The 26,415-nt window shown below is 70.8% G+C and carries 26 protein-coding genes; 17 read left to right on the top strand and 9 right to left on the bottom strand.

Annotated elements, in window-relative coordinates:
* Positions 1-281: 281 nt before the first annotated feature.
* On the top strand, positions 282-734 hold the full coding sequence (locus VKN16_21840) for a hemerythrin domain-containing protein (GenBank protein HME96854.1): 453 nt from the start codon (positions 282-284) through the stop codon (positions 732-734).
* 19 nt (positions 735-753) lie between these two features.
* The gene (locus VKN16_21835; protein ID HME96853.1) at positions 754-915 is read left to right on the top strand and encodes a hypothetical protein; all 162 of its coding nucleotides are present in this window, start codon (positions 754-756) and stop codon (positions 913-915) included.
* A 76-nt stretch (positions 916-991) separates the two neighbouring features.
* Here VKN16_21835 and VKN16_21830 read toward each other — a convergent pair whose 3' ends face one another.
* The 3 genes from VKN16_21830 to VKN16_21820 form a co-directional block, all read right to left on the bottom strand.
* A complete protein-coding gene (locus VKN16_21830; GenBank protein ID HME96852.1) occupies positions 992-3,409 on the bottom strand; it encodes an ATP-binding protein in 2,418 nt (805 codons plus the stop codon).
* 163 nt (positions 3,410-3,572) lie between these two features.
* A complete protein-coding gene (locus VKN16_21825; protein ID HME96851.1) occupies positions 3,573-4,361 on the bottom strand; it encodes a PRC-barrel domain-containing protein in 789 nt (262 codons plus the stop codon).
* 115 nt (positions 4,362-4,476) lie between these two features.
* Positions 4,477-5,364: an EamA family transporter gene (locus VKN16_21820; protein HME96850.1), complete on the bottom strand. Its 888-nt coding sequence runs from the start codon at positions 5,362-5,364 to the stop codon at positions 4,477-4,479.
* A 107-nt stretch (positions 5,365-5,471) separates the two neighbouring features.
* On the opposite strand from VKN16_21820, the gene VKN16_21815 reads away from it, so the two are divergent.
* The 9 genes from VKN16_21815 (at position 5,472) to VKN16_21775 (ending at position 13,996) form a co-directional block, all read left to right on the top strand.
* Positions 5,472-6,851 carry an amidohydrolase family protein gene (locus VKN16_21815; protein HME96849.1) on the top strand — a complete coding sequence of 460 codons (1,380 nt, stop codon included), beginning with the start codon at positions 5,472-5,474 and terminating at the stop codon, positions 6,849-6,851.
* Positions 6,852-6,880: 29 nt separating this feature from the next.
* The gene (locus VKN16_21810) at positions 6,881-7,339 is read left to right on the top strand and encodes a low affinity iron permease family protein (GenBank protein HME96848.1); all 459 of its coding nucleotides are present in this window, start codon (positions 6,881-6,883) and stop codon (positions 7,337-7,339) included.
* Between the two features lie 137 nt (positions 7,340-7,476).
* Complete coding sequence (locus VKN16_21805; protein HME96847.1) at positions 7,477-7,851, top strand: response regulator; 375 nt, start codon at positions 7,477-7,479, stop codon at positions 7,849-7,851.
* Positions 7,852-7,861: 10 nt separating this feature from the next.
* Positions 7,862-8,533 carry a PAS domain S-box protein gene (locus VKN16_21800; GenBank protein ID HME96846.1) on the top strand — a complete coding sequence of 224 codons (672 nt, stop codon included), beginning with the start codon at positions 7,862-7,864 and terminating at the stop codon, positions 8,531-8,533.
* A gap of 88 nt (positions 8,534-8,621) precedes the next feature.
* A complete protein-coding gene (locus VKN16_21795) occupies positions 8,622-10,208 on the top strand; it encodes an ABC transporter substrate-binding protein (GenBank protein ID HME96845.1) in 1,587 nt (528 codons plus the stop codon).
* Positions 10,209-10,238: 30 nt separating this feature from the next.
* A complete protein-coding gene (locus VKN16_21790; GenBank protein HME96844.1) occupies positions 10,239-11,159 on the top strand; it encodes an ABC transporter permease in 921 nt (306 codons plus the stop codon).
* Positions 11,149-12,039, top strand: a complete 891-nt coding sequence (locus VKN16_21785) for an ABC transporter permease (protein HME96843.1) — start codon at positions 11,149-11,151, stop codon at positions 12,037-12,039. Before VKN16_21790 ends, VKN16_21785 begins: the two co-directional genes overlap by 11 nt.
* A gap of 14 nt (positions 12,040-12,053) precedes the next feature.
* The gene (locus VKN16_21780) at positions 12,054-13,040 is read left to right on the top strand and encodes an ABC transporter ATP-binding protein (protein HME96842.1); all 987 of its coding nucleotides are present in this window, start codon (positions 12,054-12,056) and stop codon (positions 13,038-13,040) included.
* Positions 13,037-13,996, top strand: a complete 960-nt coding sequence (locus VKN16_21775) for a dipeptide ABC transporter ATP-binding protein (protein ID HME96841.1) — start codon at positions 13,037-13,039, stop codon at positions 13,994-13,996. Before VKN16_21780 ends, VKN16_21775 begins: the two co-directional genes overlap by 4 nt.
* Before the next feature lie 159 nt (positions 13,997-14,155).
* On the opposite strand, the gene VKN16_21770 is transcribed toward VKN16_21775, so the two are convergent.
* Positions 14,156-15,016, bottom strand: coding sequence for a DMT family transporter (locus VKN16_21770; protein HME96840.1), 861 nt, complete (start codon positions 15,014-15,016; stop codon positions 14,156-14,158).
* 8 nt (positions 15,017-15,024) lie between these two features.
* Complete coding sequence (locus VKN16_21765; protein ID HME96839.1) at positions 15,025-15,963, bottom strand: dihydrodipicolinate synthase family protein; 939 nt, start codon at positions 15,961-15,963, stop codon at positions 15,025-15,027.
* A gap of 202 nt (positions 15,964-16,165) precedes the next feature.
* Between VKN16_21765 and VKN16_21760 the strand changes: the two genes are divergently transcribed.
* The 3 genes from VKN16_21760 (at position 16,166) to VKN16_21750 (ending at position 19,907) form a co-directional block, all read left to right on the top strand.
* Positions 16,166-16,579 carry a DUF6496 domain-containing protein gene (locus VKN16_21760; protein ID HME96838.1) on the top strand — a complete coding sequence of 138 codons (414 nt, stop codon included), beginning with the start codon at positions 16,166-16,168 and terminating at the stop codon, positions 16,577-16,579.
* Positions 16,580-16,701: 122 nt separating this feature from the next.
* Entirely contained in the window at positions 16,702-17,715 is a 1,014-nt protein-coding gene (locus VKN16_21755) for an LLM class flavin-dependent oxidoreductase (GenBank protein ID HME96837.1), read from the top strand.
* Positions 17,716-17,732: 17 nt separating this feature from the next.
* Complete coding sequence (locus VKN16_21750; GenBank protein ID HME96836.1) at positions 17,733-19,907, top strand: CHASE3 domain-containing protein; 2,175 nt, start codon at positions 17,733-17,735, stop codon at positions 19,905-19,907.
* Between the two features lie 15 nt (positions 19,908-19,922).
* Here the strand turns inward: VKN16_21750 and VKN16_21745 are convergent, their stop codons facing one another.
* Together VKN16_21745 and VKN16_21740 are read right to left on the bottom strand one after the other, a co-directional pair.
* Entirely contained in the window at positions 19,923-20,219 is a 297-nt protein-coding gene (locus tag VKN16_21745; protein HME96835.1) for a hypothetical protein, read from the bottom strand.
* Positions 20,220-20,456: 237 nt separating this feature from the next.
* The gene (locus tag VKN16_21740) at positions 20,457-20,600 is read right to left on the bottom strand and encodes a hypothetical protein (GenBank protein HME96834.1); all 144 of its coding nucleotides are present in this window, start codon (positions 20,598-20,600) and stop codon (positions 20,457-20,459) included.
* A gap of 214 nt (positions 20,601-20,814) precedes the next feature.
* Between VKN16_21740 and VKN16_21735 the strand changes: the two genes are divergently transcribed.
* From VKN16_21735 to VKN16_21725, 3 genes are read left to right on the top strand one after another with little or no spacing between them, the layout of a single operon-like run.
* Positions 20,815-22,602, top strand: a complete 1,788-nt coding sequence (locus VKN16_21735) for a CHASE2 domain-containing protein (protein HME96833.1) — start codon at positions 20,815-20,817, stop codon at positions 22,600-22,602.
* Positions 22,571-22,957 (top strand): hypothetical protein, encoded by a 387-nt coding sequence (locus VKN16_21730; protein HME96832.1) that lies wholly within the window; start codon positions 22,571-22,573, stop codon positions 22,955-22,957. The genes VKN16_21735 and VKN16_21730 overlap by 32 nt, the downstream gene beginning before the upstream one ends.
* Positions 22,954-24,441 (top strand): M48 family metalloprotease, encoded by a 1,488-nt coding sequence (locus VKN16_21725; GenBank protein ID HME96831.1) that lies wholly within the window; start codon positions 22,954-22,956, stop codon positions 24,439-24,441. Before VKN16_21730 ends, VKN16_21725 begins: the two co-directional genes overlap by 4 nt.
* On the opposite strand, the gene VKN16_21720 is transcribed toward VKN16_21725, so the two are convergent.
* Positions 24,383-25,174 (bottom strand): endonuclease/exonuclease/phosphatase family protein, encoded by a 792-nt coding sequence (locus tag VKN16_21720; GenBank protein ID HME96830.1) that lies wholly within the window; start codon positions 25,172-25,174, stop codon positions 24,383-24,385. The two genes, VKN16_21725 and VKN16_21720, sit on opposite strands and share 59 nt — an antisense overlap.
* Positions 25,175-25,196: 22 nt before the next feature.
* Positions 25,197-26,415, bottom strand: a 1,219-nt coding sequence (locus VKN16_21715; protein ID HME96829.1) for an ABC transporter substrate-binding protein, incomplete at its 5' end; no start/stop codon positions are given.

The following is a 26,415-nucleotide window of genomic DNA, read 5'->3' as shown; positions in this document are numbered from 1 at the left end:
GGAGCCCGCCCGGGCCAACGTGCTCGGGCTCAACGCCGCGCGCTTCTTCGGCTTCGAGGTGCCGGCGGACCGGCGGTGAGCCTGGCCGCTGACGAGGAGCACATGGAGACGTGCGCGCCGCCGCGCTTCGTGCCCGGGATCACCCGGTGCCGAAGTTTTCCGGGTAAGCCTTACTGTCCTTCTCGCCGCATCGACGCATTCCCCCCCGGGAGCGTGACTCTTCCCGCTGCGCTCGGCTTGCACAGCCCTTGCTTTCCTCCTTGCGGCAAGGAGGATCCCCCATGGACGCGATCCAGTTTCTCAAGCACGAGCACCAGAAGGCGAAGGCGGCGTTCGCCAAGCTGCTGGGGGCGTCGCCCGACCAGCGGGGCGCGCTCTGGAAAGAGCTCCAGCCGGAGCTGAAGGCCCACGAGGCGATCGAGGAGGCCTGTCTCTACGGTCCCATCGAGGAGGAGCAGCCCTCGGACCCCCGGCTCTCGGAATGGGTCTCGGACCGCCACGAGGAGGAGGTCGCCGGGGTCGAAGGCATGATCAAGCAGACCGAGCAGCTGGACCCCGCGGGCGACGCGTGGCTCGGTACCGTGCGCCAGATTCATTCCGCGCTCGAAAACCACATCAAACAGGAGGAAGGCGAGATCTTCCCGCGCATCGGCCAGGTGTGGGACGCGGGCCGGCTGGCGAAGGCCGGGCAGGAGATGAGCGAGATGCACGACGAGAAGGCGGGCCGGCGCTAGGGCCGGAGAGGAGCGCGCCATGGACCCACGCAATCGGGCGGAGGAGGAGATGACCCGTCGGCCGGAGCCGCTGACCGGCGAGGAGCAGGCGGAAGATCTGGCTCCCGAGGACGAGCGGATCGGCGATGACGAGGACGATGAGGACGACACGCTCGGCCGCCCGGTCCAGCTAGACACCTGAGTCCGAGTCGGCCGATACGACACGGCCTGCCCGGTTCCCCGGGCAGGCCGCGGTGCGTGCGCCGCCGCGAGTCGATCTAGTGCGCCGGCGCGTCGGAGCGGGCGCGCCGCTCCTCCCGTGGCCCGCCGCGCGAATCCACGATGCCGCCGATCACCGAGATCAGCTCGTCCGGATCCACCGGCTTCTCCACGAACATGTTGAAGCCGGCCGCCACCGCTCGGGCCCGATCCTGTAGCCGCACGTAGGCGGTGAGCGCGACCGCGGGGGTCTCGCGGTCGGTCCCGCGCTCGGCGGCGCGAACGTTGCGGATGAGCGAGTAGCCGTCCTCGTCCGGCATCGCGAGATCGGAGACGAGCACGTCGGGCCGGATCCAGCGCAGCAGGCTCATGGCCTCGGTGGCGGAGGCGGCGGTGCGCACCGCCGCGCCGGCGTCGGTCAGGAGGCGCGCCAGCATGTCGAGCGCGTCGTGATCGTCGTCGACCACGAGCACCTGCACGCCCCGCAGCGGCGGGGCGGGCGCTGAGGTACCGGCCACCTCCGCCTCGCCGGCTCTGTCGAGCGGCAGGTCCAGTCCCACCGTGGTGCCGTAGCCCTCCCCCGCGCTCTCCGCGTGGACGCTGCCTCCGTGCAGCTCCACCAGGTGCCGCACGATGGTGAGCCCGAGGCCGAGGCCGCCGTGCCGCCGGGTGATCGTGGGATCCCCCTGCCGGAACCGCTCGAACACGAACGGCAGGAAGTCGCTCGGGATGCCTTCCCCGGTGTCGGTCACCGTGATCCGCGCGTGTCCGTCGGTACGGGCGAGGCGCACCTCGACCTTGCCGCCGCGATGGGTGAACTTGATCGCGTTGGACAGCAGGTTCCACACCGCCTGCTGGAGCCGTCCCGCGTCGCCGTTGACGTGGCGGGCGATCGGGTCGAGGATCACGGTCAGGGCGATGCCCTTGTGCTGGGCCGCCGTGCGCACCGAGTCGGTGGCCGCGTTGATCACCGCACCCAGGTCCACCGCGCTCCGGCTGATGCTGAGCGTGCCGGTAATCGCCCGGGAGGCATCGAGGATGTCCTCGATGAGCTTGGCTTGCGCCTGCGCGTTGCGCTCGATGACCTCGACGCCCCGCGCCAGCGTGGCCTCATCGGGCCGGCCGGTCCGGAGAATATGGGCCCAGCCGAGAACCGCGTTGAGGGGCGTGCGCAGCTCGTGGGACACGTTGGCCAGGAACTCGTCCTTCATGCGGTTGGCGATCTCGGCCTGCGCCCGCGCCGTGTGCTCCCGGGCCAGCGACTCGCGGCGCTCGTCCAGCTCCTTCTGGAGCCGCTCGTGGAGCTGGGCGTTCTCGATGGCGTCGGCCGCGATCCGGACGTATAGATCGATCAGGCGCGTCTCGGATTCGGCGGCGCGCCGCGGCGCCCCGAAGTGCACCGAGAGGACGCCGATCACGTCTCCGCCGCGCGTGAACAGCGGCGTGCTCTGGCACGCGCGGAAGCCGGCGCGCCGGGCCGCATCGCGGTAGGGGGCGAAGACCGGGTCGGTCTCGGTGTCCTCGACCACCACCGGCCGGCGCTCGGTGTAGGCGATGCCCCACGCGCCGCCTCCGAACGGCACGCGCTCGATCTCCTCCACGAAGGCCTCGTCGAACCCGCGATGTACCCGCAGGGTCAGCGGCGTCTCCGGATCGCACAGGGCGAGGAGGCCCATGCCCGTGCCCTGGACCGCCAGCACCGCGTCGAGCACCTCGCGTAGCAGCGGCTCCAGGTCGAGCGTGCTGGTGAGGCGCGCGCTCATCTCGTGCAGCCGGCGCAGATCCGCGACCTGCTCCTCCAGCTCCGCGGTCACCGCGCGGAGGGCCGTCTCCACTGCACTGCGCTCCGCCACTTCCGCCCGTAGCGAGGAGGCCTGCTGCTGCAGGGCCACGATGGCGCTCCGGCGCCCTCGCGGGGGCTCGTCGCGCGGGTAGCTCTCCGCGGGCACGATGTGGTCGTGCTGCCGGCAAACCGCGTCCACCGGCTCGGCGAACTGCTGCCCGCCGAGTTGGCGCATCGGATACGCGCAGAAGAGACTGAACGAACGCTCCGCGAGCAGCTGATTCCAGAGCTCTTCGAGCCGGATCGTCGCGGGGGCGTTGCCCGCGCTCAGGAGCAGCCCGACCATCTCTCCGAACACGCGCGTGGGCCCGCCGCCGCCGACCCGGCCCAGCAGCTCGCCGACGACGTCGCGGAAGCGGCCCTCGTCGGGCGCGCCGTCCACGACGATGCGGGCCAGGGTGCCGGCGGCGTCCACCGTGAGGAATTGCCCCGTCGCGGTGGCCTCGTCCACGTCCCAGCCCAGTGCGCGCAGGCGCTCGTCGAGGCCGGCGCGATGCTCGGCCGTCGCGATGATGAGCGCTGCGTCGCCGGCCTTGAGGCCGCTGGCCACGAACTCGCCGAGGCGGTCGATCAGCAGTCCATCGTCCTCGTAGAAATGCACGAGGTGCTCGCGACGCCCGTCCCGCTTCTTCATAGAGTTGCCAAGCTCCGCCGAGAGGAGCAAGCGATGTGCCAAGGACGTCTCGGTTGAGTGCGCGACAATCGGCCGCTCACGACGTCGAATCGCCAGGCACGAGACGCCGCGACAGAATTTTCTTCCCGGTAACCGCTACCGGGTGTTCGTTTCGTTGACGCGCTCAGCGGTTCTCCCACTCCCAGTACTTGCGCCGGCCGTGGTGCTCGAAGAGCCGCCGCTCGTAGTCGCGCTCGAACGGGCGGGCCGGATCGTACTCGGGAGCTGCCTTGATCGCGTCCCGGGTCGAATCGACGCGGACGGTCGAGTCCGGCCAGCTCACCGTGGTGATCCACTCGGGTGAGAGCACCACCTTCTTGCCCGGCCACCAGTTGCGGGTGTCGACCACCATGTAGCGAATCGCCCACGCGCGTCCGTCGACGAGGAAGTCTTCGACGTGGCCGATGTCGCCGTCGCGCGCCGCGATCGAATAGCCGCTGACGTCGCGGGTGCTGCGCAGCGTCGGGTCGCCGGTCGGGGCCATCTCGCGCGCGGCGAGATCGGCGGGCACCAGCTCGGGCGAGATGGGCACCGCGTCCGCCGGGGTCGGCGGCATGCCGGGATACGCGAGCAGCCCCCAGCGATACGGGCCTTCCCAATAGAAGCGCTGATCGTAGTAGCGCGCGAGGGCTTCCTCCTGCTGGCGGTCGACCGGCTTGTCCGTGTCGACGGACGGGCTGTTCTCCACCTGCGCGCGCGAGACGTTCACCGCCACCCGATCGCCCTGGCTCTCCCCTCGCACGGAGAGCGGGGAGATCAGCACCTGACGTCCGGCCAGCCAGCTCCCGGTGTCGACCACCAGGTAGCGCACGGTCCACGTGAGGTCGTCGAAGTACAGATCGCGAACGCTGCCGACGTCTCCGTCGGTGGCCGCGATCGCGAGCCCTTTGAATGCGCTGGCCGGGGTGAGCATGGGGTCGACCTCCTTGGCGGACCGACGTAGCATTTCTCGTGCAACCGGCGGATCGCGTCCCCGGCGCGCCGAATGCGCCGGGCGCGTGCCCGAGGCGTCGGCCGCGCCGTAAGGTTTACCGGGAAGCGGCGGCCGGGTCGGTCGTCGGGGCGGAGCGCGCGGTGACGATCACCGCGAGGCCCACCAGCGCCAGGGCCATGCCCGCGAGCCTCGGCGCCCCGAAGCGCTCGCCGAACGCCAGCGAGGAGCCCAGCGCGGCGACGAAGGGCACGAGCAGCGCGAACGGCGCGACGGTGCCCGCCGGGTAGCGGCGCAGGAGCCGGCCCCAGATCGCGTAGCCCACGATGGTGGCCACCACGCCCAGGTACAGGACCGCGCCGAGACCGAGCCACGACGCGCCGGGTATCGCCCGCGCAAGCGCGCGGGGACCGTCGAGCCAGGCCGCGAGCAGCAGGGCGGGCAGCGGCGGCACGAGGCTCATCCACACCATCAGCCCCAGGACGTCGATGGGCGGCGGCAGCCGCTTCACCAGCACGTTGCCCACCCCCCAGCTCACGGCCGAGAGCGCGGACAGCGTGAGCCCAACCGCGGTGAGATCGGCGCCCACCGTGGTCGCGATGAGCACCAGACCCGCCGAAGCCAGCGCGCCGCCGATCCACTGCCGGCGGGTCGGCCGCTCCCCGAGCGCGAGGGCGGAGAACAGAATGGTGAACAGGCCCTGGGTCTGGACGACCACCGCGGCCAGGCCGGGTGGCGTTCCCGCCGCGATGCCGAAGAACTGGAAGAGGAACTGGCCGGTGAACAGGAACGTGCCGACGACGATCAGATCGCGCGCGCCGATCCGGGGACGCGGCAGGAACGCGACGGGCACCGCCGCGACGAGGAAGCGCAGCGCGGTGAGGGCGGGCGGCGAGAAGTCGTCGAGGGCCAGGCGCGTGGCGACGAAGGCCACGCCCCAGATCACCACCACGGAGATCGCCAGCGCGAGATGAACGGGCGTCATGGCTCGGGTCAGGTCTTACCTCATCCCCGCCGCGATGGACAAGGCTCGGGCAGGCGGCGTAGACTCCGGGCGGTCAACCACTCGGTGTCCTCAGGAGGCGGCCCGCCATGCCAGCGCCCACGCTCAAGATCGATCACGCCCGGTACATCCTGACTCTCGACCGCCAGCGCCGGATCATCGAGGACGGCGCGATCCTGGTCGAGGGCAACCGCTTCAGCCGAATCGGCAAGGCCGCCGACCTGGCCGACGCGCGGGCCGATCGCCTGATCGACGGTCGGCATCTCGTGATCACGCCCGGCTTCCTCAACGGTCACATGCACATCAGCTACGCGCACCCGGTGCGCGGGATCTTTCCGGACGAGCAGGCGAGCCCGCTCGTGCACGTGTTCAATCTCCAGTCCGCGATGACCGAGGAGGAGGAGCACCAGGCCACGCTGCTCGGGCTGGTCGAGCTGGTGAAGAACGGCACCGTGTGCTTCCTCGACCCGGGCAGCACGAAGTTCCCCGACGCGTGCCTGCAGGCCTACGAGGACTCGGGCATGCGCGTCATCCTGGGAGAGTGCGTGACCGACCAGCCCGCGCCGTTCACCCTGCCGCGGTACGACGCGCCGGAGGCGGTGGCCCGCACCACCTCGTTCATCGCCAAGTGGAACGGTCGGCTCGAGGGGCGGATCCGGGCCTGGGCGATGCCGTTCTCGCACGAGACGTGCAGCGCCGGCCTGCTGGAGGCGCTCAAGCGGGTGGCGGACGAGCACCGCACCGGCCTCACCCTGCACCACAACAGCGGCAACAAGCCGCGGCAGGACTCGATCGCCCGCCACGGCTACACCCCGACCGCGTATCTCGAGTCGATCGGGGTGATGGGGCCGAACGTGCTCCTCGCCCACTGCCTGGGGCTCGACGAGGCCGAGATCGACTCGATCGCGCGCACCGGCACCGCGATCGCGATGTGCCCGGTGACCGCGGCCAAAGGCGGGCGCGGGGTGCCGGAGCACGGCCGCATGCCCGAGTTCCTCGCGCGCGGGGTGAAGATCGCGCTCGGGTGCGACTCGCCCAACAACTCGAATCACCTCGACATGGTGCGGACCATGAACATGGCGGCCGTCCAGTACAAGGACGCGCGCCAGGACACCCGCCAGGTCCCGGCGGAGGCCGCGCTGGAGATGGCCACGCGGCACGGGGCGGAGGCGATGGGCCTCGGCGACGAGCTGGGCTCGATCGAGACCGGCAAGAAGGCGGACCTCGTGTGCTTCGACGTCCTGCGACCGGAGTGGCAGGCGATGTGGAACCCGCTCAACAACCTCGTCTACAACGCGGACGGCCGGAGCGTGCACACGGTGGTGATCGACGGCCGGGTCGTGGTGGACGCCTACCGCCAGCGCTTCGTGGACGAGCCGCGGCTCTTCGCGAAGGTGCAGGAGATCGGGGAGCGGCTCCAGGCGCGCACCGGCATCCGCTTCCCGCGCTCGCGCTGGCCCCTGAGCTGACGCGGCCGGATCGGAGGAAGGGATCGGCGATGGCGAGGAAGAGAGCGGCCCGCGGCCGCGGATGGCTCGAGCGGATGGCGCGGCGGGTGACAAACTGGAGCGGCACCTCGCAGGCCTTTGCCGCCGCGGTGGCGGTCGTGGTGATCTGGGCGCTGCTCGGGCCGGTCTTCCACTTCTCGGATACGTGGCAGCTCGTCGTCAACACCGGGACCACCATCGTCACGTTCCTGATGGTCTTCCTGATCCAGCGCTCGCAGAACAAGGACTCGCAGGCGATCCATCTCAAGCTCAACGAGATCGTGGCCGCGGTGCAGGGCGCGAGCAACCGGCTGATCAACGTCGAGGATCTGACCGAGGAGGAGGTCCTGCTGCTGCATCGGTACTACCAGCGGCTGAGCGATCTGGCCAAGCGTGACGCCAGCCTCACGCAGTCCCATTCCATCGAGGAAGCCGACACGCGATCGGGTGCCAAAAAGCGCGGCCCCTGACATTTCCCATCAATCGGAGGCCGGATCCCTCGTAGCAACCACCTGATTTCGCTGGGCGCATCGCTGGTGCACTTCTTGCAGCGCGGAAGGTGGCCGGGCATCATCCGGCCAATCGCTCGCCGAGAGGAGATGAGCCGATGCCTCAACAGCGCATCCTGGTGGTCGAGGACGAGACGAATGTTCGCGAGCTGGAAGCCGAGATCTTGAGAGGCGAGTGGGAGCACGTGGATACCGCGGTCGACGGCACCGACGCCCTCCGCCTGCTGGCCGAGCACGTCTACGCGGCGATCGTGAGCGATCTCGCGATGCCGAAGCTGGACGGCCGCGGCCTCTACGAGGAGGTCGAGCGGCGCTGGCCGGCGGTGCACGGCCGTCTCGTCTTCGTCACCGGCTACGCGGAAGCCGAGGAGTACGACGAGTTCCTCCGCCACAGCGGGGTGCCGGTGCTCGCGAAGCCGTTCCGGATGGCCGACCTGCTCGGCGCGGTGAAGCGGGCCTTCTCGCCCGCCTGACGTGTCCACCGTGACGCGCGTCGTCGATTCCGCGGACGCCCGGTACCGGGAGCTGGTGGAGGCCGGGCGCGGGCTGATCTGCACGCACGACCTGGCCGGCATCCTCCTGTCGGTCAACCGCGCGGCCGCGGACCGTCTCGGCTATGCGCCCGAGGACATGGTGGGCCGGAGCCTCGCCGAGTTCCTCGCGCCCTCGGTCCGGTCCATGTTCGGGCAATACCTCGATCGCATCGCGCACCAGCCGGCCGACGAGGGCCTCATGCTGGTGGTCTCGCGCGCGGGTGAGGAGCGCGTCTGGACCTACAGCAACGTGCGGGGCCAGGACGGCGGCGGCCGCGCCTACGTGCTGGGCCACGCTCAGGACATCACCGATCTCAAGCGGTCGGACGCGCGGGCGGTGGAGGCCGAGGCCTTGCGCTCGGTGGCCCAGCTCGCGCTCGCTACCGCTCATGAGATCAACAATCCGCTCACCGTCATCATCGGGAGCCTGCAGCTGCTGCTCGCCCGCGGGCAGGTCTCCGAGGAGACCGCCCACTCGCTCGAGCGCGTCATCCGGGCCGCCGAGCAGATTCGCGACACGGTCCGCAACCTGTCCCGCATCACCCGTCTCGAGCTGGCCCGCCAGGCTCCGTCGCTCCCCGAGGTCCTCGACCTCCGCAAGTCCAGCGCCCCCCAGGCCTGACCTCGAGGGCTTGCCGTCCGGGGACCTCCCGGGCTACAGTCCGGCGACAGCCGCATCTCCCAGCCGGACCACAACGAGGAGCGATCACATGAAGCGTGCGAGCGCGACGGCGTCCGTGTTGCTGCTGATCCTGGCCCTGATGGGATTCGTCCTCGCCGGCGGCGTCTCGGCCCAGCCGAAGACCGAGCTGACGGTGGCCCTCTCCAGCTTCTCCACCGAGGTGCTCGATCCGCCGCTGGGCGGCCACCTCGTCAAGTACTACCTCTCGATGATCTTCGACTACCTGGTGGGCACCACGCCGGACGGGCAGCCGTCGCGCGACGGCGGGCTGGCCACGCGCTGGGAGAACTCCCCGGACTACAAGAGATGGACCTTCTATCTTCGAAAGAACGTCAAGTTCCACAACGGCGACGAGGTCACCTCCGAGGACGTGAAGTTCAGCCTGCAGCGCAACATCGGCAAGCGCTCCACCACCGGCTACGCGGGACCGCTGCGCACGCTGATCCAGGACATCGAGACGCCCGCACCCGACCGGGTCGTGATCGTCACCAAGGAGCCGACCCTCATCATCCCGACGTATCTCTCGCGCTCGCTCTCCACCGAGGGCATGGTCACGCCGAAGAAGTACATCGAATCCGTGGGCGACGACGTGTTCGCCCGCAAGCCGATCGGCAGCGGACCCTACAAGTTCGTCGAGCAGGTCACCGGCTCGCACATCAAGCTCGCCGCGGTGGACAACCACTGGCGGATCGGCACGCCCAAGTACAAGACCATGACGTTCCGGCTGGTACCCGAGGAGGCGACGCGCATCGCGCTGCTGCGGCGGGGCGAGGTCGACGTGGCCGACGTGAGCCGCGAGCGGGTGAAGGAGCTGGAGAAGGAGGGCTTCCCGCTCCACTACCGCCGCGAGGAGGCGCTCCTCACCATGTGGTGGGTCCTCGGGCCGGACGGGCGGACGGGGCCGACGAAGGACAAGCGCGTGCGCGAGGCGCTCAACCTGGCGCTGGATCGCGCCGAGATCGCGCAGTCGATCTTCGCCGGCAGGGCCGAGCCGGCCGCGATCCCGCTCGGGCTCTCGTGGTCGTTCAAGGAGGTGGGCTTCAAGCAGACCCCGGACATGCTCTATCCCTATGACCCGGCGCGCGCCAAGAAGCTCCTCGCCGACGCGGGGGTGGGCTCGGGCATGTCGCTGGACGTCTACGCCTACCAGCTGCCCGGTCTGCCCGAGGGCAAGACCATGGCCGAGGCGGTGGCCGGCTACTGGGAGAAGATCGGGATCAAGACCAAGCTGATCCCGGTGGACTATCCGGCGTTCCGCAAGGCGTGGTTCGACCGCTCGGTGCCCGGTGCGGTCGGCTACTTCAACATCGCCAACCGGGACTGGATCGGTGCCTACGCCCTGCTCGAGAAGCAGGCCTACACGCTGTCCAAGCCCTCCGACACCGTGAACGATCCCGAGATCGACGGCATGCTGTCGCAGGTCATGCGCCAGACCGACAAGGACAAGATCAACACCCTGATCCGCGGCGTCTACGCGCGGCTGCGCAGCGAGCATCACGGCGTGCCGGTGGTGTACCTGCACTCGCCCTACGCGACGTCGAAGACCCTCGGCAACTGGAACCCGGGCAGCGTCATGTACGACCTGTTCCTCGACGTCCTGGCTTCCGGCAAATAACCCACCGGCCATCGCGTCGGCCGCGGCTCGATGCTCCGCTTCATCGCCACGCGTCTGGTGCAGTCGCTGGTCGCCCTGGCCATCGTCTCGGTCGTGGTATTCGTCCTGGCCCGGGCGACCGGCGACCCGCTCTACCTGATTTTGCCCATGTCGGCCTCGCAGGAGGACTTCGACAATGCCCGGCGCTATCTGGGCCTCGACCGGCCCTACGTCGAGCAGTACCTGTCGTTCGTGGGCCGCGCGGTCACCGGTGACTTCGGCATCTCCCTGCGCGCCCGCCGGCCGGTCGGCGAGCTGATCCGCGAGCGGCTGCCCAATTCCCTGAAGCTGGCCGCGTTCGCCATGGGCGTCTCGCTCGCGATGGCCTTCCCGCTCGGTATCATGGCGGCGGTGCGGAAGGGCACCGGCGTCGACCGGGCCGCGCAGATCGTCTCGGTGCTGGGCCAGTCGCTGCCCACCTTCTGGGTCGCGATCATCCTCGTGGAGTTCGTGGCCGGCCGCTGGCAGTGGCTCCCCGCGGGCGGCATCAGCGGGTTCTCGAGCTACATCCTGCCCGGCTTCACCCTGGGCTGGTTCGTGGTGGCCGGCCTCATGCGGCTGCTGCGCTCGGGCATGCTCGAGGTCCTCGATTCCGAGTATGTCAAGCTCGCGCGGGTGAAGGGGGTGAGCGAGCGCCGGGTCATCTGGATGCACGCGCTGCGGAACGCGCTGATCCCGGTGGTCACCTTCGCGGGGATCTACTTCGCGATCCTGGTGACCACCGCGATCGTGGTCGAGACCGTGTTCGCGTGGCCGGGTCTGGGCCGCCTGGCCTACGAGGGCATCAGCTCGCGCGACTTCCCGGTGATCCAGGCGGTGGTGCTCACCACCGCGGCCATCGTGGCGGTGGTGAACCTCGGCGTGGACTGCCTCTACGCGATCATCGACCCGCGGATTCGCTATGCTCGCTGAGCCGGCGGCCCTCGCGCGGCCCGAGGCGGACGGCGCGGCTCCGCCCGTCGCGCGCGGCTGGCGCCTGCCCCTCGTCCCGCTCGGGATCATCGCGCTGTTCCTGGTCGTGGCCATCGTGGCCCCGCTGCTCGGGCTGCCCGACCCGCAAGAGCAGTCGCTGCGTAACCGCTTCAAGCCGCCGGTGTGGGAGGAGGGCGGCACCTGGGCGCACGCTCTCGGCACCGACCGTCTGGGGCGCGACCTCCTCTCGCGCATCGTGTGGGGCTCGCGGATCTCGCTGGCCGCCGGCGTGCTCACCGTGCTCCTGGCGAGCGCCTTCGGCGCCGCGGTGGGGCTCACCGCGGGCTACTACGGCGGCCGGGTGGACGCGGTGCTCATGCGCATTACCGACGCGACCATGTCGTTCCCGGTGATCCTGCTCGCGCTCATCCTCGCGGTGACGGTCGGGCCCAGCTTCACCAACGTGGTGGTGGCGATCGCGGTGATCCTGTGGGCGCGCTACGCCCGCGTCATCCGCGGACAGGTGCTCACCCTGATGCAGCTGGATTTCGTGGCCCAGGCCCGCATCGCGGGGGCGGGAGCCTGGCGGATCATCACGCGTCATCTGCTGCCCAACACGCTCGGCACCCTGCTCGTGCTGGTCACCCTGCAGATCGGCTACGTGATCATCGTGGAGGCGTCGCTGTCGTTCCTCGGCGCCGGCATCCCGCCGCCCACGCCGGCCTGGGGATCGATGATCGCGGAAGGGCGCGACTTCGTGACCAGCGCGTGGTGGGTTTCGCTGTTCCCGGGGCTGGCCATCCTGGTCGTGGTGCTGGCCTTCAATCTGCTCGGCGACTGGCTGCGCGACACCTTCGACCCCAAGCTGCGTCAGCTCTGAGCGCGCCCTCCGTCGTGTCGGCTCCCGTCGTCGACGTCCGTGACCTCCGCACCCACATCGTCACCCGCTGGGGGACGGTCAAGGCGGTCGACGGCGTGTCGTTCGCCCTCGCGGAGGGCGAGACGCTCGGCCTCGTCGGCGAGTCCGGCTCCGGCAAGAGCATGACCTGTCTCAGCCTGGTCCGGCTCGTGCCGCGGCCGGCCGCGCGCATCCTGGGTGGGCAGGTGCTCCTGGACGGCGACGACCTGCTCGCCCGGAGCGAAGCCGAGATGCAGGCGATCCGGGGCCGCCGGATCGCGATGATCCTCCAGGATCCGATGAGCTCGCTCAACCCGGTGTTCTCCATCGGCATGCAGATCCGAGAGCCGGTCGCGCTCTATCATCGGCTGCGCGGCCGGGCCCTGACCGCCCGGGCCGCCGAGCTGCTCGCGGCGGTGCGCATCCCGTCGCCGTGGGAGCGCCTCCGCGCGTTCCCGCACCAGCTCTCCGGGGGCATGCGGCAGCGGGTGGTGGGGGCGATGGCGATCGCGGCGCCCCCGCGCCTGCTGATCGCCGACGAGCCGACCACGAGCCTCGATCTCACGATCCAGTCCCAGTACCTGGGCCTGCTGCGCGAGCTGCAGCGACAGCATCGCTTCGCGCTGATCTTCGTCACCCACAACCTGGGGATCGTGGCCCGCATGTGCGACCGCGTGGCGGTGATGTATGCCGGCCGCATCGTGGAGATGGGGCCGGTGCGGCACCTGTTCACGCGGCCCGCGCATCCCTACACGCGTGCCCTGCTCGAATCGATCCCGCGGCTCGGCGTGCGCCGCGAGCGGCTGACCGCGATCGAGGGGCAGCCGCCGGACCTCTCCCGCCTGCCGGCCGGCTGCGCCTTCGCGCCGCGCTGCCCGTCGGTGATGGAGCGGTGTCGAGTGGAGGCGCCGCCCGAGACGGCGGTGGAGGCCGGTCACGTGACGCGCTGCTGGCTCGAGACGTCCCCGGGAGCATCGGGGTGAGCGCCCTGCTCGAGGTGGAGGGGCTCACCAAGCACTTTCCGGTGCGCCGCGGGCTGCTGGGGCGGACCACCGGGCTGGTGCGCGCGGTCGATTCGGTCTCGTTCAGCATCGACGTGGGCGCCACTCTCGGCGTGGTCGGCGAGTCCGGCTGCGGGAAGACCACCACCTCGAAGCTCGTGCTCGGTCTCGAGCGGCCGACCGCGGGGGCCATCCGCTTCGGCGGCGAGAACGTGCTGACGCTCGGTCGGGCCGGCTGGCAGCGCTACCGACGCGCGGTGCAGGCGGTGTTCCAGGATCCGTACGCGTCGCTCGATCCGCGGATGCGGGTGGGCACCATCATCGCCGAGCCGCTGGTGATCAACGAGCGGATCGACGCCACGTCCCGGCGCCGGCGCGTGCACGAATTGCTGGATCTGGTGAGCCTGCCCGCCCGCGCCGCGGATCTCTACCCGCACGAGTTCTCCGGCGGCCAGCGGCAGCGCGTGGCCATCGCGCGGGCGCTCGCCCTGTCGCCGCGCCTGGTGGTACTGGACGAGCCGGTCTCCGCGCTCGACGTGTCCATTCGCGCTCAGATCCTGAACCTGCTGCGCGACCTGCAGGCGCGGCTCGGGGTGTCGTATCTGTTCATCGCCCACGATCTGGCCGCGGTCGCGCACATGAGCCACGTCATCGCGGTGATGTACCTGGGGCAGATCGTGGAGCGGGGCCCGGCCGACGCGGTCGCGCTCGAGCCGCGGCATCCGTACACGCAGGCGCTCTTCGCGGCCGCCCTGCCGATCGACTTCGACTCGCCGCGCGAGGAGATCGCGCTCTCCGGCGAGGTGCCGAGCCCGCTCAGCCCGCCCGCCGGCTGCCGCTTCCATCCGCGCTGCCCGCACGCCATGGCCCGCTGCGCCACCGAGGAGCCCGTGCTCCGCTCCACCGCCGGCCGCCTCGTCGCCTGCCACCTGTACTGAGGGGGTCTCGACTCGGGGTCAGGTCTTGCATTACGACATTTTTCGACTCGGGGTCAGGTCTTGCATTACGACATTTTGGTCGCGCAAGGGGACATCATTGCTTCCCACGAAAATGTCGTAATGCAAGACCTGACCCCGAGTGCAAGACCTGACCCCGAGCTACGCGAGGAGGAGACAGGCGGCCCCGGCGCAGGCGAGGAGGGCGGCGGTGAGACGGCGGGCGAGGTCGGGCTCGCCGAAGAGCGCGCGGCCGAGCAGGACCGCGAGCACCGCGGACATGCGCCGGATCGCGTTGACGTAGGCGGCGGGCGCCAGGGTCATCGCGGAGGTCTGCATGCCGGTGCCGGTGACGCCCAGCACGCCGTGGCCCACCACCGTCACCAGATTGGGCGGCGAAAAGCTCTCGCCGAAGCCGCGCGGCGTGGTGGCCAGCGCGACCAGCGCGGCGACGACCGCGGCGCCGCCGTGGGCGCACACCAGATAGCTGGGCGGGCCGATCCGGAGCGCGCCGTAGCGATCCACCGCGGCGAGGAAACCCAGGAAGAACGCGGCGCCCAGGGCGTCGAGCGCGTCGCGTCGCGAGAAGAGCGCCCGCAGACGGCCGAGCCGGCCCTGGCCGTCGCCTCCCGAGAGGCTGACGGTGCCGGCCAGGGACAACCCGAGGCCGATCCAGCCGAGCGTACTGGGCAGCCCGCCGGAGAGCGCGGCGTCCGGCACGATCGTGAAGAGCGGGCTCAGGGCGAGGATCGGTCCGACGATCGAGATGTCACCGCGCGCGCTGGCTCGCGCGAGCAGCCCGCTCATGCCGAGCACGAGGAACCACGAGGCCACGATGGCCGACCACGTGTCGGTGCCCGGCGACACGAACGGCCGGCCGGAGACGACGAAATAGAGCGCCCACGCCGCGCCGGCCACGCTCTGCGTCCACGCGACGATGACGAGCGGCGGGATCGCGCGCGCCCGCCCCTTGACGAGCGCGAACTGCGCGGCCTGGGTCAGCGCCGCCCCGAGCGAGAGCAGGAACCAGGTCAGACGAGATCGATGCGGGGCACCCCGCTCGCCTCGAGGGCGGCCTTCATGGCCGCCACCTCCTCCGCGGAGGGAGGGAGCACGGGCGGCCGCGCGAGCGCGCTCCGGAACAGACCGCGCAGGGCGAGGCCTTCCTTCATGCGCGCGTGGGCGTCACCCGACGGCTCGCCCGCGCCGTAGACGGCCTCCTTCACCGGCCAGATCCGCTCGTTGGCCCGCCGCGCGCGGGGCAGGTCGTCGGCCTGCATCGCATCCATCAGCTCGAAGGTCAGCTCGGGGATGAGGCTCGCGCAGCCGACCAGCGTGCCGTCCATCTGGTGCACGAAGGTCGGGAACAGGTACTCGTCCATGCAGTTGAGCAGCGAGACGTGCGGGGCCTCCGCGCGAAGCGCCCGGATGTCGCGCTCGTACTTGCCCAGGTCGCGCTGGCCCATCTTGAACCCGCGGACCTGCGGCAGGCTCGCGAGCCGCGTCATCAGCCGCGTCGAGTAGGCGACCCTCGTGCTGGCCGGATAGACGTGGATGATGAGGTCGAGGCCGCTCTCCGCGCCGATGGCCCGCACGTACTCGTAGACCGCGTCCTCCTTCACTCCGAAGCGCAGCCACATGTGGCACGGCATGACGTCGATCGTGTCGGCGCCGGCGTGCGCGGCGGCCCGCGCGTGCTCGATGGCCTCGAAGGTGCCTTCCGAGCAGACCGCCGAGATCACGCGCACCCGGCCCGCGACCGCGTCGGCCACGATGCGGGTGACCTCGGCGCGCTCCTCGGGCAGCAGCGAGCCGACTTCTCCGGTGTGACCGTTGGTCATCAGCGCGGTGACGCCCCGGCCGCCGGCCAGCCACCGCGAGAAGCGGGCGAGGCCGTCCTCGTCGATCTTGTAGTCGTCCCGGAACGGAACGGCCAGTGCGGGAATCACTCCCTTGAACGCGCGGCTCATCGGTCGGCTCCTCCCCGGGAGACCGTACCCGAGGAGCGCGCGTCAGGTCAATCGCCCGGTCGAACGGGGCCCCTGGTGCCTCTTACCGTGTAGGAATCACTCGGCGGGGCCCGGGCGGGCCGGCGCGCCCTGCGAATGACGCGCGCACGGCTCGACGAGCCCGAGTGGCACGGCCTGCGCATGGTGGCAGGAGGTCACGACCATGCCGGAGAAGAAGACCATCGAGCGCGCGCGTCGCGACGCGCGTGAGGGCAAGGCGCCGACCACGCAGGCCGGTGAGTTCGTGCGCGAGGAGATGGAGCACGTTCGCGAGGGCAAGCACGGCGCGCGCAACACCAAGCAGGCCATCGCGATCGGTCTGTCCAAGGCGCGGCGGGCCGGGGTGAAGCTGCCCGCGCCGGGCCGCGGCACGTCGCGCCGAACGCGGCGCAAGGCGGCGCAGGACACTCGCGCGGCCCGGCGCGGCGGGAGCCGCCGACGCACCTCGACGCGGCGGTCGCGCGCCACCACGAAGGCGCTGCGGCGCGAGGGCCACCGGGCCGCCTCGAAGCGGGCCCTGTCGCGACAGGCGAAGTCGACCGCGCGGCGTCGCCGCCGGCCCTCCCGCTCCCGGTAGCCAGACTGCCGCCCGCGGCGCCTCGCGACGGAACACGCGGCATGCCCGGCGACGGACGCGGCACCACGTTCCGGCCTTGACGTGCTCTCTCGCCACCCCTAATGTGGCCCGGGAGGGCATTCATGCCACGCGCATCCTTCGGGCTCATCCTGGCCAATCGGGCGGTCGTGCTCGGCGCGATCCCCGCGCGAGATCTGATCGAGCTGGCGCAGCATGCGGAAGCCTCGGGGGCGTTCGACACGCTGTGGGTCGGCGATAGCCTGCTCGCCAAGCCGCGGCTCGAGGCGGTGGCCCTGCTCTCGGCGCTGGCCGGCGCCACGTCGCGCATGCGGCTCGCGGTCGGCTGCCTGGCCACCTTCGTGCATCGCCATCCGCTGCTGTTCGCCCAGCAATGGGCGAGCCTCGACGTGCTGTCCGGCGGCCGCGCGCTGCTCGCGGTCTGCCTGGGCGGGCCGGACGAGCAGAGCCCCGCGCAGGCGCTCGAGCACAAGGTGATGGGCGTCCGCTCCGGCGAGCGGGTCGGCCGGCTCGAGGAAGGCATCCAGATTCTTCGGAAGGTCTGGAGCGGCGAGAAGGCCTCGCATCAGGGCGCGTTCTACCAGTTCGAGGGCGTGAAGATCGAGCCGCGGCCGGTGCAGCAGCCCTGCCCGATCTGGATCGCGAGCAATCCCACCGGGCTCACCTGGAAAGGCGGCGCCAGCGCCTCGGACGCGGCGGTGGAGCGCGGTCTGCGACGGGTGGCCCGTTACGCCGACGGCTGGATGACCAACAAGGTGACCCCGGCGCAGTTCCGCGAGCAGTGGGCGCGCATCGCGCGGATGACCAAGGAGGAAGGGCGCGATCCCGACGCGATGCAGAGCGCGCTCTACCACAACATCAACATCAACGAGGACCGCCAGCAGGCGCTCGAGGAGAGCAAGACGTTCCTCGACACCTACTACACGAGCACGTTCTCACCGGCCTTCGTGGAAGGCTGGACGGTGGCGGGCAGCCCGGCCCGGTGCATCGCCCAGCTGCGCGAGTACGCGGCGGCGGGGCTCACCCACGTGTCGCTGCGGCTGACCTCCTGGGACCAGCGCGGCCAGCTCAAGCGGTTCCTGGGCGAGGTGGCGCCCGCGCTGACCGGCGCCCGCTGAGGAGCGGCCTCTCCGGCATGCCCCGGACCCTGACCCGCGGGCAGATCGTCGCGATCGCCCTGCTGATCTGCGCCCTCGTGGCCGACGCGGCGCTGTCGATCTTCAACATCCGCGAGGTCGCGAACAGCGTGCAGTGGATCTCGCACACCCAGGAAGTGCTGGCCAAGCTCGAGCAGGTGCTCTCGACGCTGAAGGACGCCGAGACCGGGCAACGCGGCTACCTGCTCACCGGCGACCTGCGGTATCTCGGGCCCCACGAGCAGGCGGTGGCCCGGATGCCGGCCCAGCTCGTGCAGCTCCGGGAGCTCATCGCGGACAATCCGGCCCAGACGGTGCGCCTGCTCCGGCTGGAGCAGCTGGTGACCGAGCGGCTGGACGTGCTGCAGCACGCGATCGGGACGTACCAGGCGGACCCGGACAAGACCCGCGTCATGCCGTCGTCGCGTCAGAGCTCGCTGACCGACGAGGGCAAGCGGGTCATGGACGCGGTCCGGGCCCAGATCAGCGAGATGCAGGACTCGGAGCGCGCGCTGCTCGCGCGCCGCGAGGCCGCATCGCGGACCAGCGCCCGCACCGCGCTCGCCACCACCGCCATCGCGCTCAGCCTGGGCCTGCTGCTCGTGGTCATGGTGATCTGGCTGTTCGCCTCGAACATGGCGACGCGGCAGCGCGCGGCGGACGTGGTGCACGCGGAGCGCGAGCGGTTTCGCACCACGCTCACCAGCATCGGCGATGGGGTGATCGTCACCGACGCGCAGGGGCGCATCACCCTGCTGAACCCGGTGGCCCGCACGCTCACCGGCTGGGGCGAGGACGCGACCGGCCGACCCCTGGAGGACGTGTTCCGCATCGTCAACGAGACCACGCGCGACGCGGTCGAGAACCCGGTGACCAGGGTCATCCGTCAGGGCGGCGTGGTGGGCCTCGCCAACCACACCGTGCTCATCGCGAGGACCGGCGGCGAGGTGCCGATCGACGACAGCGGCGCGCCCATCCGCGACGGGCGCGGCCGCATCGTGGGCGTGGTGCTGGTGTTCCGCGACGTCACCGAGCGGCGGCGGGCGGAGCGGGCCACCGAGGAGGCCGATCGGCGCAAGGACGAGTTCCTGGCCATGCTGGCCCACGAGCTGCGCAATCCGCTCGCGCCGATTCGTAACGCCGCGCACACCCTGGGGCTGCTCGGGGGCCACGACACCCGCCTGCACTGGGTGTCCGAGGTGATCGAGCGGCAGGTCGGGCTCATGACCCGCCTGGTCGACGACCTGCTCGATGTCTCCCGGATCACCTCCGGCAAGATCACGCTGCAGCGGGCGCCGGTACCGATTCGCGAGGTGGTCGAGCAGGCGGTGGAGATGGCACAGCCCGCGGCGGAGGGCCGCAAGCAGACGCTCGAGTGCCTGGTGGACGAGGATGTGGGGTCGGTGGACGGCGATCAGGCGCGGCTGGTGCAGGTGGTGGGCAACCTGCTCGACAACGCGATCAAGTACAGCGACGAGAGCGGGCGCATCGTCGTCGCCGCGCGGCGCGATGGCGGCGACGCGGTGATCGCGGTGCGCGACACCGGCGCGGGCATCTCGACGGATCTCCTGCCGCGCGTCTTCGATCTGTTCACCCAGGCGGACCGCTCGCTCGAGCGAAGACAGGGCGGGCTGGGGATCGGTCTCACGCTGGTGCGGCGCCTGGTGGAGATGCACGACGGCCGCGTGCACGTCGCCAGCGATGGGCCGGGGCTCGGCAGCGAGTTCACCGTGCGCCTGCCCGGCGTGGGGCCGGGAGAGGCCGCCGAGGAGTCGGCCGCCCCATCCGCGATGGTCACGAAGGGCTCGGGGGCGGCGCGGCGCATCCTGGTGGTGGACGACCAGCCCGACTCGACCGACTCGCTGGCGATGTTTCTGCGCCTGCGCGGGCACGAGGTGCAGACCGCGCACGACGGGCCGGGTGCGCTGGAGGAGATCGCGCGCGGCCGCCCCGAGGTGGTGTTTCTCGACCTCGGCCTGCCCGGCATGAGCGGCTACGACGTGGCGCGCCAGATCCGGGCGCGGGCCGACACGCGGGACCTGCGCCTGGTCGCCGTCACCGGCTACGGGACGGAGGCCGATCGCGTGAAGAGCCGCGCGGCCGGCTTCGACGTCCACCTCGCCAAGCCGGTCGACCCGCAGGTGCTGGATGTGCTGATCGCCCGCTGGTCCTGAGCCCGGCGGGGCGAGTCAGAGCCCGCGGCGCTTCGGGAAGCTGCTGAACCAGGGGCCGATGTAGTTGTCGTGCGCGCTCCTCTTCTTGATCGTTTCCTTGAGCGCGCCCGACTGATGCTGGTTGATGCTCTCCGCCACGATGGTGAGCGTCTTCGCGCTCTGCTGATACCGCCACCAGAAGTACATCAGGGCGGCCCCGCTGCCCAGCACGAGCGCGCCCCGCAGGACCACCGCCGAGATCAGCGCGGCCTGGGTCTGGTCGGGCAGCCCCTCGGGCATGCCTTGCCTGGCCCCGCGCACCGCCTGGAGCATCACGTGGCTGGTGAGCTGGCCGAAGCCGGCCTGGTTGATCGGATCGTCCGCACCTGGGCCGCGCCCTTGATTCCATGCGCTTGGCCAGTCGCTGGGTGGCCGGGCTCACGTCGCGCTCAAGAGTCGCGCAACGTGGTCGTGGCCGCGAGGATGGACCGGGTCGCGACCGCCCGCATCTCGGTCTCGACCTGCGCAATGCTTGCCGCAGCGGCTCCTGGAGGGAGGGAATCCCTTCGCTCACGCCTGCATCGCGCCGCGGGCCGCGCTCTGCCCGGCGGTGCGCACGTAGTCCTGCGTGATACAGCCGCCCAGGACTGCGGCGGGCAGCCACGCGAGGGCGAGCCAGAGGCGAGCGGGCTGATGGGTCCGGAGGGTGGGCACGTGCGGTCTTCTGGCTGACGCGACGGTCGCGGTGGTGGCCCATTCGTGTAGCACACGGCGCCGGGGCCCGCAAGCCGCGCGGCCGCTTGACGCCGGCGCGAATCCGACTAGACTGTTGGAACATTTTCTGCGTGGAGGCCCTGTGGACGCATCCTCCGCTCTTCCCGTTTCCCGGGCTCGCCGCTTCGCCCGCATCTGGCGACCCAACGCGACGATGCGAATCCTCGTCCAGGGCTTGTTGCTCTCCGCGGCCGGGGTGTGGCTCTTGATCTACCACGGGCTCCCGCTGCAGCTGACCCCGTGGTCGCAGGCGATCGTCAACGCCATCGTGAGCCACGTCTATCCGCTCACCGGGCAGGCGGACACCGCGGTCGTGCTCTTCCGCGAAGAGAACCTGACCCAGCTCGACGCCTCCTTCCCGGTTCCGTACGAGCGTCACGTCGACGTGCTCGACGCGCTGGCGGCCTACCGGCCCGCCGCGGTGTTCATCGACTTCGCGTTCATGGATCCGCGCCCCGCCGACGACGTGAAGCGGCTCGGTCACGCGATCTGCCGGCTGCGCGATAGCCGTCAGGACGAGCAGCGCACCGTCGCCGTGTTCCTGGCCGCGGCGCCGCCGGCCGAGGGACCGTCGCCGCGGCCGGCGGGCGGCATCCCGCGGGAGCTGCTCGCATGCGCGACGCCGGTCGATGCGCAGATGGACGCCGAGCGGGGCGTGAGCGGCGTGATCACGTACGCGGCGTGCCGTCAGGAGCCGTGTCAGGGCACGCCGTCCATGCCGAGCGCCGCCTTCGCGATGCATCACGCCCGGGTCGGGTCGGTCGATCGGGCGTTGACCGGGCCGCGCGACGCCGAGCCGATGGAGATCATCTGGGCCAACGGCCTCTCCCCGCTCAACGAGAAGTGGATGCAGTGCCGTCCGCCGCTTGCCGCGGTCGGCCTGGTCGCCGCCGTCGAGGACCTGATGACCCTCTGGGACAATCCGCTGGCCACGAAGCGGAAGTGCCCGTATACCCACACCGTCTCGGTCGTGCACCTGCTCGGCCCCTTCGACCCGGACGTGAAACAGGCGGTCGGGGACAAGGCCGTCTTCTACGGGGCGAGCTTCGTGATGGCGGGCGACCGGGTGGCTTCGCCGGTCTACGACGATCTGCCCGGCGTCTACCTGCACGCCATGGCCTACGACAACCTCCGGTCCTACGGTCCCGACTACAAGCGGGCCGAGCAGCATCCGGCCTCGTGGGTCGCAAACGTCATCCTGCTGGTGTTCACCGTGTTCCTGCTGCTGGTGGCGGACGAGCCGCTGTTGCCGGCCCGCCGGCTGTTCGGGTCGGGGGTGATCGCGGCGGAGCGCGCGGGGTACGTCAAGGTGGCCGCGATCGCGCTCGCGATCGCGAGCCTGGCGCTGACCGTGATCGCGCGCCCGAAGAATCCGGGGGTTTACCTGCTGCCCGCGCTGGTCTTCGGCATGCTGGCCTTCATCCACGTGGTGGCGACCCGTCCCCTCGGCCCGCGGGGCGAGACGACGTCCGCCCCGGTCCGGTTCCTCACCCGGTGCTTGCTCGGCGGCCTGATCGTGGCGGTGGTCCTGGCCTCCTTCCTCGGGGTCGTCAAGGTGGCCGGCTTCGAGAACGGGCTGCTCCTGGTCCTGCTGCCCGGCTACTTCGTGTACAAGGCGGTGGTGTCGCGCGACTGGCTGTTCGTGGTGACCAGCGTGCTGATGCTCTGCTCGGCGGTGGTGTGCTACCTGCCGCCCTTCAACCTGGGACCGCGGAACATCGTCGGCTACGTGGCGTTCTTCGAGGCGGCCCGCTATCTGATCAAGGAGGCGAACCGCGTGGCCGAGAAGTACGTCGCGCTGCGCGCGGCCTACCGCGAGCCCGCGCAGTGGGGCGAGTGGGCGCGGCTGGTGCCGATCGCGGATCGCATCTTCACCTTCCTGCTTCGAGGGGATGACAAGGAGGACACTGATGAGGGAACGGCGCATCTGGCTGTGGCCTGAGATCGTGGGGAGCGCCCTCCTCGCGCTGGCCGGTACCGCGTGGGGGCAGGAGTTCAACATCACCGGTCTGCGCACCGACTCGGTGACGCTCTACCGGGACTGCAAGATGGAGCAGCCGGTAACGGTCACGAAGCAGCAGTTCGAGGGGCAGAAGTGGGCGGCCCGGAAGGATCCGAACTCCGCGCTCTATTTCCTCCTGGTCCGTGACAACGTGAACTACTGCGTGAAGGCCTTCTCGGTCTCCACCGACCAGACGGTCAAGGTCGACAAGGACAGTCAGTGCAACGCCCGGGTGGCGGGTGCCCCGCCCAAGAGCGGCGCCGTGCGCGGAGTCGGCGAGGGCTGCGGCAAGTGAGCTTCTGCGTGCGCTGGGTCTCGATCCTCGAGGTACTGACGCTGGCCGGCTGCGCCGGCTCGGGCTCGGGTCCGACCGAGAGCAAGGTCTCGCTCACCGCGCCGTCCTGGCTCGGCGGCAAGCAGAGCACCAGCATGCTGGCCGGCGTGAAGCGGGGACCGTACGAGCCGTCGACGCTGGCCATCGGGGAGGAGCGGGACCTCGCGCGCCAGCGTGGCGAGGGTATGGGATTCGTGCGCTCGGCCGCGCTCGAGCAGTACTTGAACGACACCCGCGCGCGCCTCGTGGCGGTCTCGGGCCAGACCGGGGTTCCGGGCCGCGTGATGATCCTGGCCAGCCCGATCTTCAACGCGATCTCGACGCCAGACGGCAACGTGTACCTGACTATGGGCGCGCTGGAGAGCCTGGACAGCGCGGACGAGGTGGCGGCCATCCTGGCCCACGAGGTGTCGCACGTGCTGCTGAAGCACCACAACGCGGACATCATGGGCGACATGCAGAAGAAGGGACAGGCCCTGTACGAGCTCGGCATCGGCACCAAGACCGCGCTCAGCGGCCGCAGCACGGTGACCAAGAGCGACGCCAAGACCCTTCAGCAAGTGCAGATGGCGACCGACGCCACCGACAAGCTGATCACCCCCGCCTGGACTCGCGGCCAAGAGCGCGAGGCGGACGAACTGGGCCTCGATCTCCTCGTCGAGTCCGGCCAGTCCGGACCGGCGATGCTCGGCATGCTCGAGAAGCTCCAGGCGTGGGAGAAGGCCAATGCCCAGACCGAGCAGGCCTTCTGGGATCAGTTGACGCAGACCGCGCAGCGCAACGTCAACGACGCGGCGAACGTGGCCTATCAGAAGCTCCTCAGCTCGGTCTCGGCCGCGCATCCGAAAACCGAGGAGCGGATCTCGGACATCGCGCAGTACTTCGAGCGCTACTACGGGACGCGGACACTCGTGGAACCGAAGGTCGAGCCCTGGAAGGCGGTCCAGAGCCGGCCGGACGTGGCGATCGTCATGCGCGTGTACCGGCAGGCCTTCGAGGCCAAGAAGCTGCTCGACGCGGGGAAGGCGAAGGAGGCGAACGCCCTAGCCCGGAGCGCGGTGGCGGGACGGGTCGCGCCCGACGCCTATCCCAACTGGGTGCTGGCCCGCACCGCCTTTGCGCTGGGTCGGCAGCGCGAGGGCATCGAGGCGCTCCAGCGGGCGCTCGGCTCGAGCGATCCGGTGCCCGCGGTGTACGAGGACCTGATCGTCTTCAACGAGGCGGGTGGTAGCGTGCCCGCCGCGCTCGAGTGGACGGACCGGGCCTCGAAGACGTTCGGGGGCGCGCCGCGCTGGACGCCCCACAAGATCCGGCTGCTGCGGAAGACCGGGCGAGTTGCCGAGGCCAACACCCTCGCGATCGACTGCTCGCTCAACGCGCCGGATTTCAAGCGCGCCTGCCAGGAAGCCAACCAGACGCCGCCCGGCCGCGCGCCCGCGCGGTAGCCGCGGCTCCGCGCGCGAAGTCCAGCACCATCGCGGCGTGATCGCTGGCCGGCCGGTCGCGCCGGCCCCAGTCGTAGCGGAAGGCGCGCAGCCGCGGACGCAGCGCCTCGTTCAGGAACGCCTGGTCGATGCGGAACCCGTTCCGCCCATTGGGCGAGTACCAGGTGTAGGCACGCCGGTCTCCGCGCACGTGGCGGAACGCGTCGGTCCATCCGGCGCCGTCGAGCCCGCGCATCCACGCGTCCTCGATCCGGTTGAACGCGGGCACCTGCTCGTCCAGGTCGATTCGCCCCGAGTTGGTGTCGCCCAGGAACAGCGCGGGTCCCGGCCAGGCGCGCCGCGCGGTGGCGAGCACCGCGTCGAGATAGGAATACTTCCGGCCGCTCACCCGGTTGGGCACGTGCATCACGCCGACCGTCACCGGGGTGGGCGCGAGAAGGCGGGCGAGGAGCCAGCGGCACGGCTCGGCCGGCGCGCAGCCGAGACGCGCGCGTCGCAGCGGCCAGCGGGACGCGAGCAAGATCGCATTGACGGACGGCCGCGCCGGGTCCGCGGTGGTGCACTGGTAGGTCAGGCCGAGAGCGTCCAGGGCTCGCGCCAGCTCCCGGCTGGGCGGCGTGCCCCGGAACTCGCAGAGGGCAACCGCGTCGGCGCCCCACGCGTCGATCTGGCGCGCGATCGCGCCGGCGCGGATGCCGCCTCCCGCGCGGATGTTCCAGAACACGAGGCGCATCGGCCGCGGGCTCCCGTCCCGGCTACTTGTCGAGCCAGACCTCTTGCAGCCGGCAGCAGTTGTACGTCACCTGGTTCAGGATCAGGTTGCGGACGTAGGGATAGTGGACGAAGCGGTCGGTGCGCCAGCCCATGGTGGGCCGCGCCGCGTCCTCCTCGAGCTTCTTCTGGATCTGCCACACCAGGGCCAGCCGCCTGGTCTGGTCGATCTCCTGGGACTGCTGCTCGATGAGCCGGCTCACGTCCTCGCTGCAGTAGTCGCCGTAGTTGCGCGGCGACCCGCACGCATAGTTCTCGTAGAAGTTCGCGTCGGGATCGTCCAACCCGAGGCCGGTGAGGTTGGCGCCGATCTGGAACTCGCGCCGGGTCACCATCGGGTGCCACTGCGCGGTGTCGATCTGCTTGAGCGTCGCCTCGACGCCGACCTGCTTGAGCTCGCTCACCACGAAGCCGGCGAAGTCGAGGTAGATCGCGATGGCGCGGGTGACCACCTCGATCTTGAGGGGCCGGGACACGCCAAACCCCGCCTCCGCGAGGAGCTTCCGAGCCTGGGCGCGGCCGGCCGCGGCGCCGCCGTAGCCGGGGAGCTGGCCCAGGTCCTTCTCGAGCAGGCCCCACACGCCCCACGGCTTCGGGGCGAGGGAGGCGCCGATGACCGCGGCGCCCCGATGCACGGTCTGGGTGTACGAGCGCCGGTCGATCGCGAAGCTCAGCGCGCGCCGGACCGTCACGTTGTCGAACGGCGCCCGCTTCGTGTTCAGCAGCAGGTTCTCGCTCACGTTGCTGGCGGTCTCGGTGAAGACCATCCCGGGCACCGCGCCCTTGAGCTGCTCGGCGCTCGACAGCGTGGTCTCGCCGGGATAGGCCACGTCGATCTGGTTGGCCTGCAGCGCGGCCACCCGCGTCCCGCGCTCCACGATCACGGTATAGCGCACGCCGTCGAGGTAGGGCCGGCCCTTCACGAAGTAGTCGGCATTGCGAGTCAGCTCGACGGTGTGGCCGCGCTTCCACTCCTTGAACTTGAACGGGCCGGTGCCGACGCAGCGCGATCGGTGCTCGGCGACGGGCACGTGCGCGGGAATCACCGGCGAGTAGCCGGAGGCGAGCATGGCCACCAGCGAGGGCTGCCGCCGCTTGAGCCGGAACACCACGGTGTGCGGATCGGGAGCCTCGACGGCCTCGACGTTGGCGTACCACTCCTTCCGCGGGTTGATGCGGAGCTTGGCCGGCGCGTCGGCGGCC

It is taken from the genome of Candidatus Methylomirabilota bacterium (assembly GCA_035315345.1).
Taxonomy (GTDB): Bacteria; Methylomirabilota; Methylomirabilia; order Rokubacteriales; family CSP1-6; genus CAMLFJ01.
This window is presented reverse-complemented; position numbering and strand designations above follow the sequence as displayed.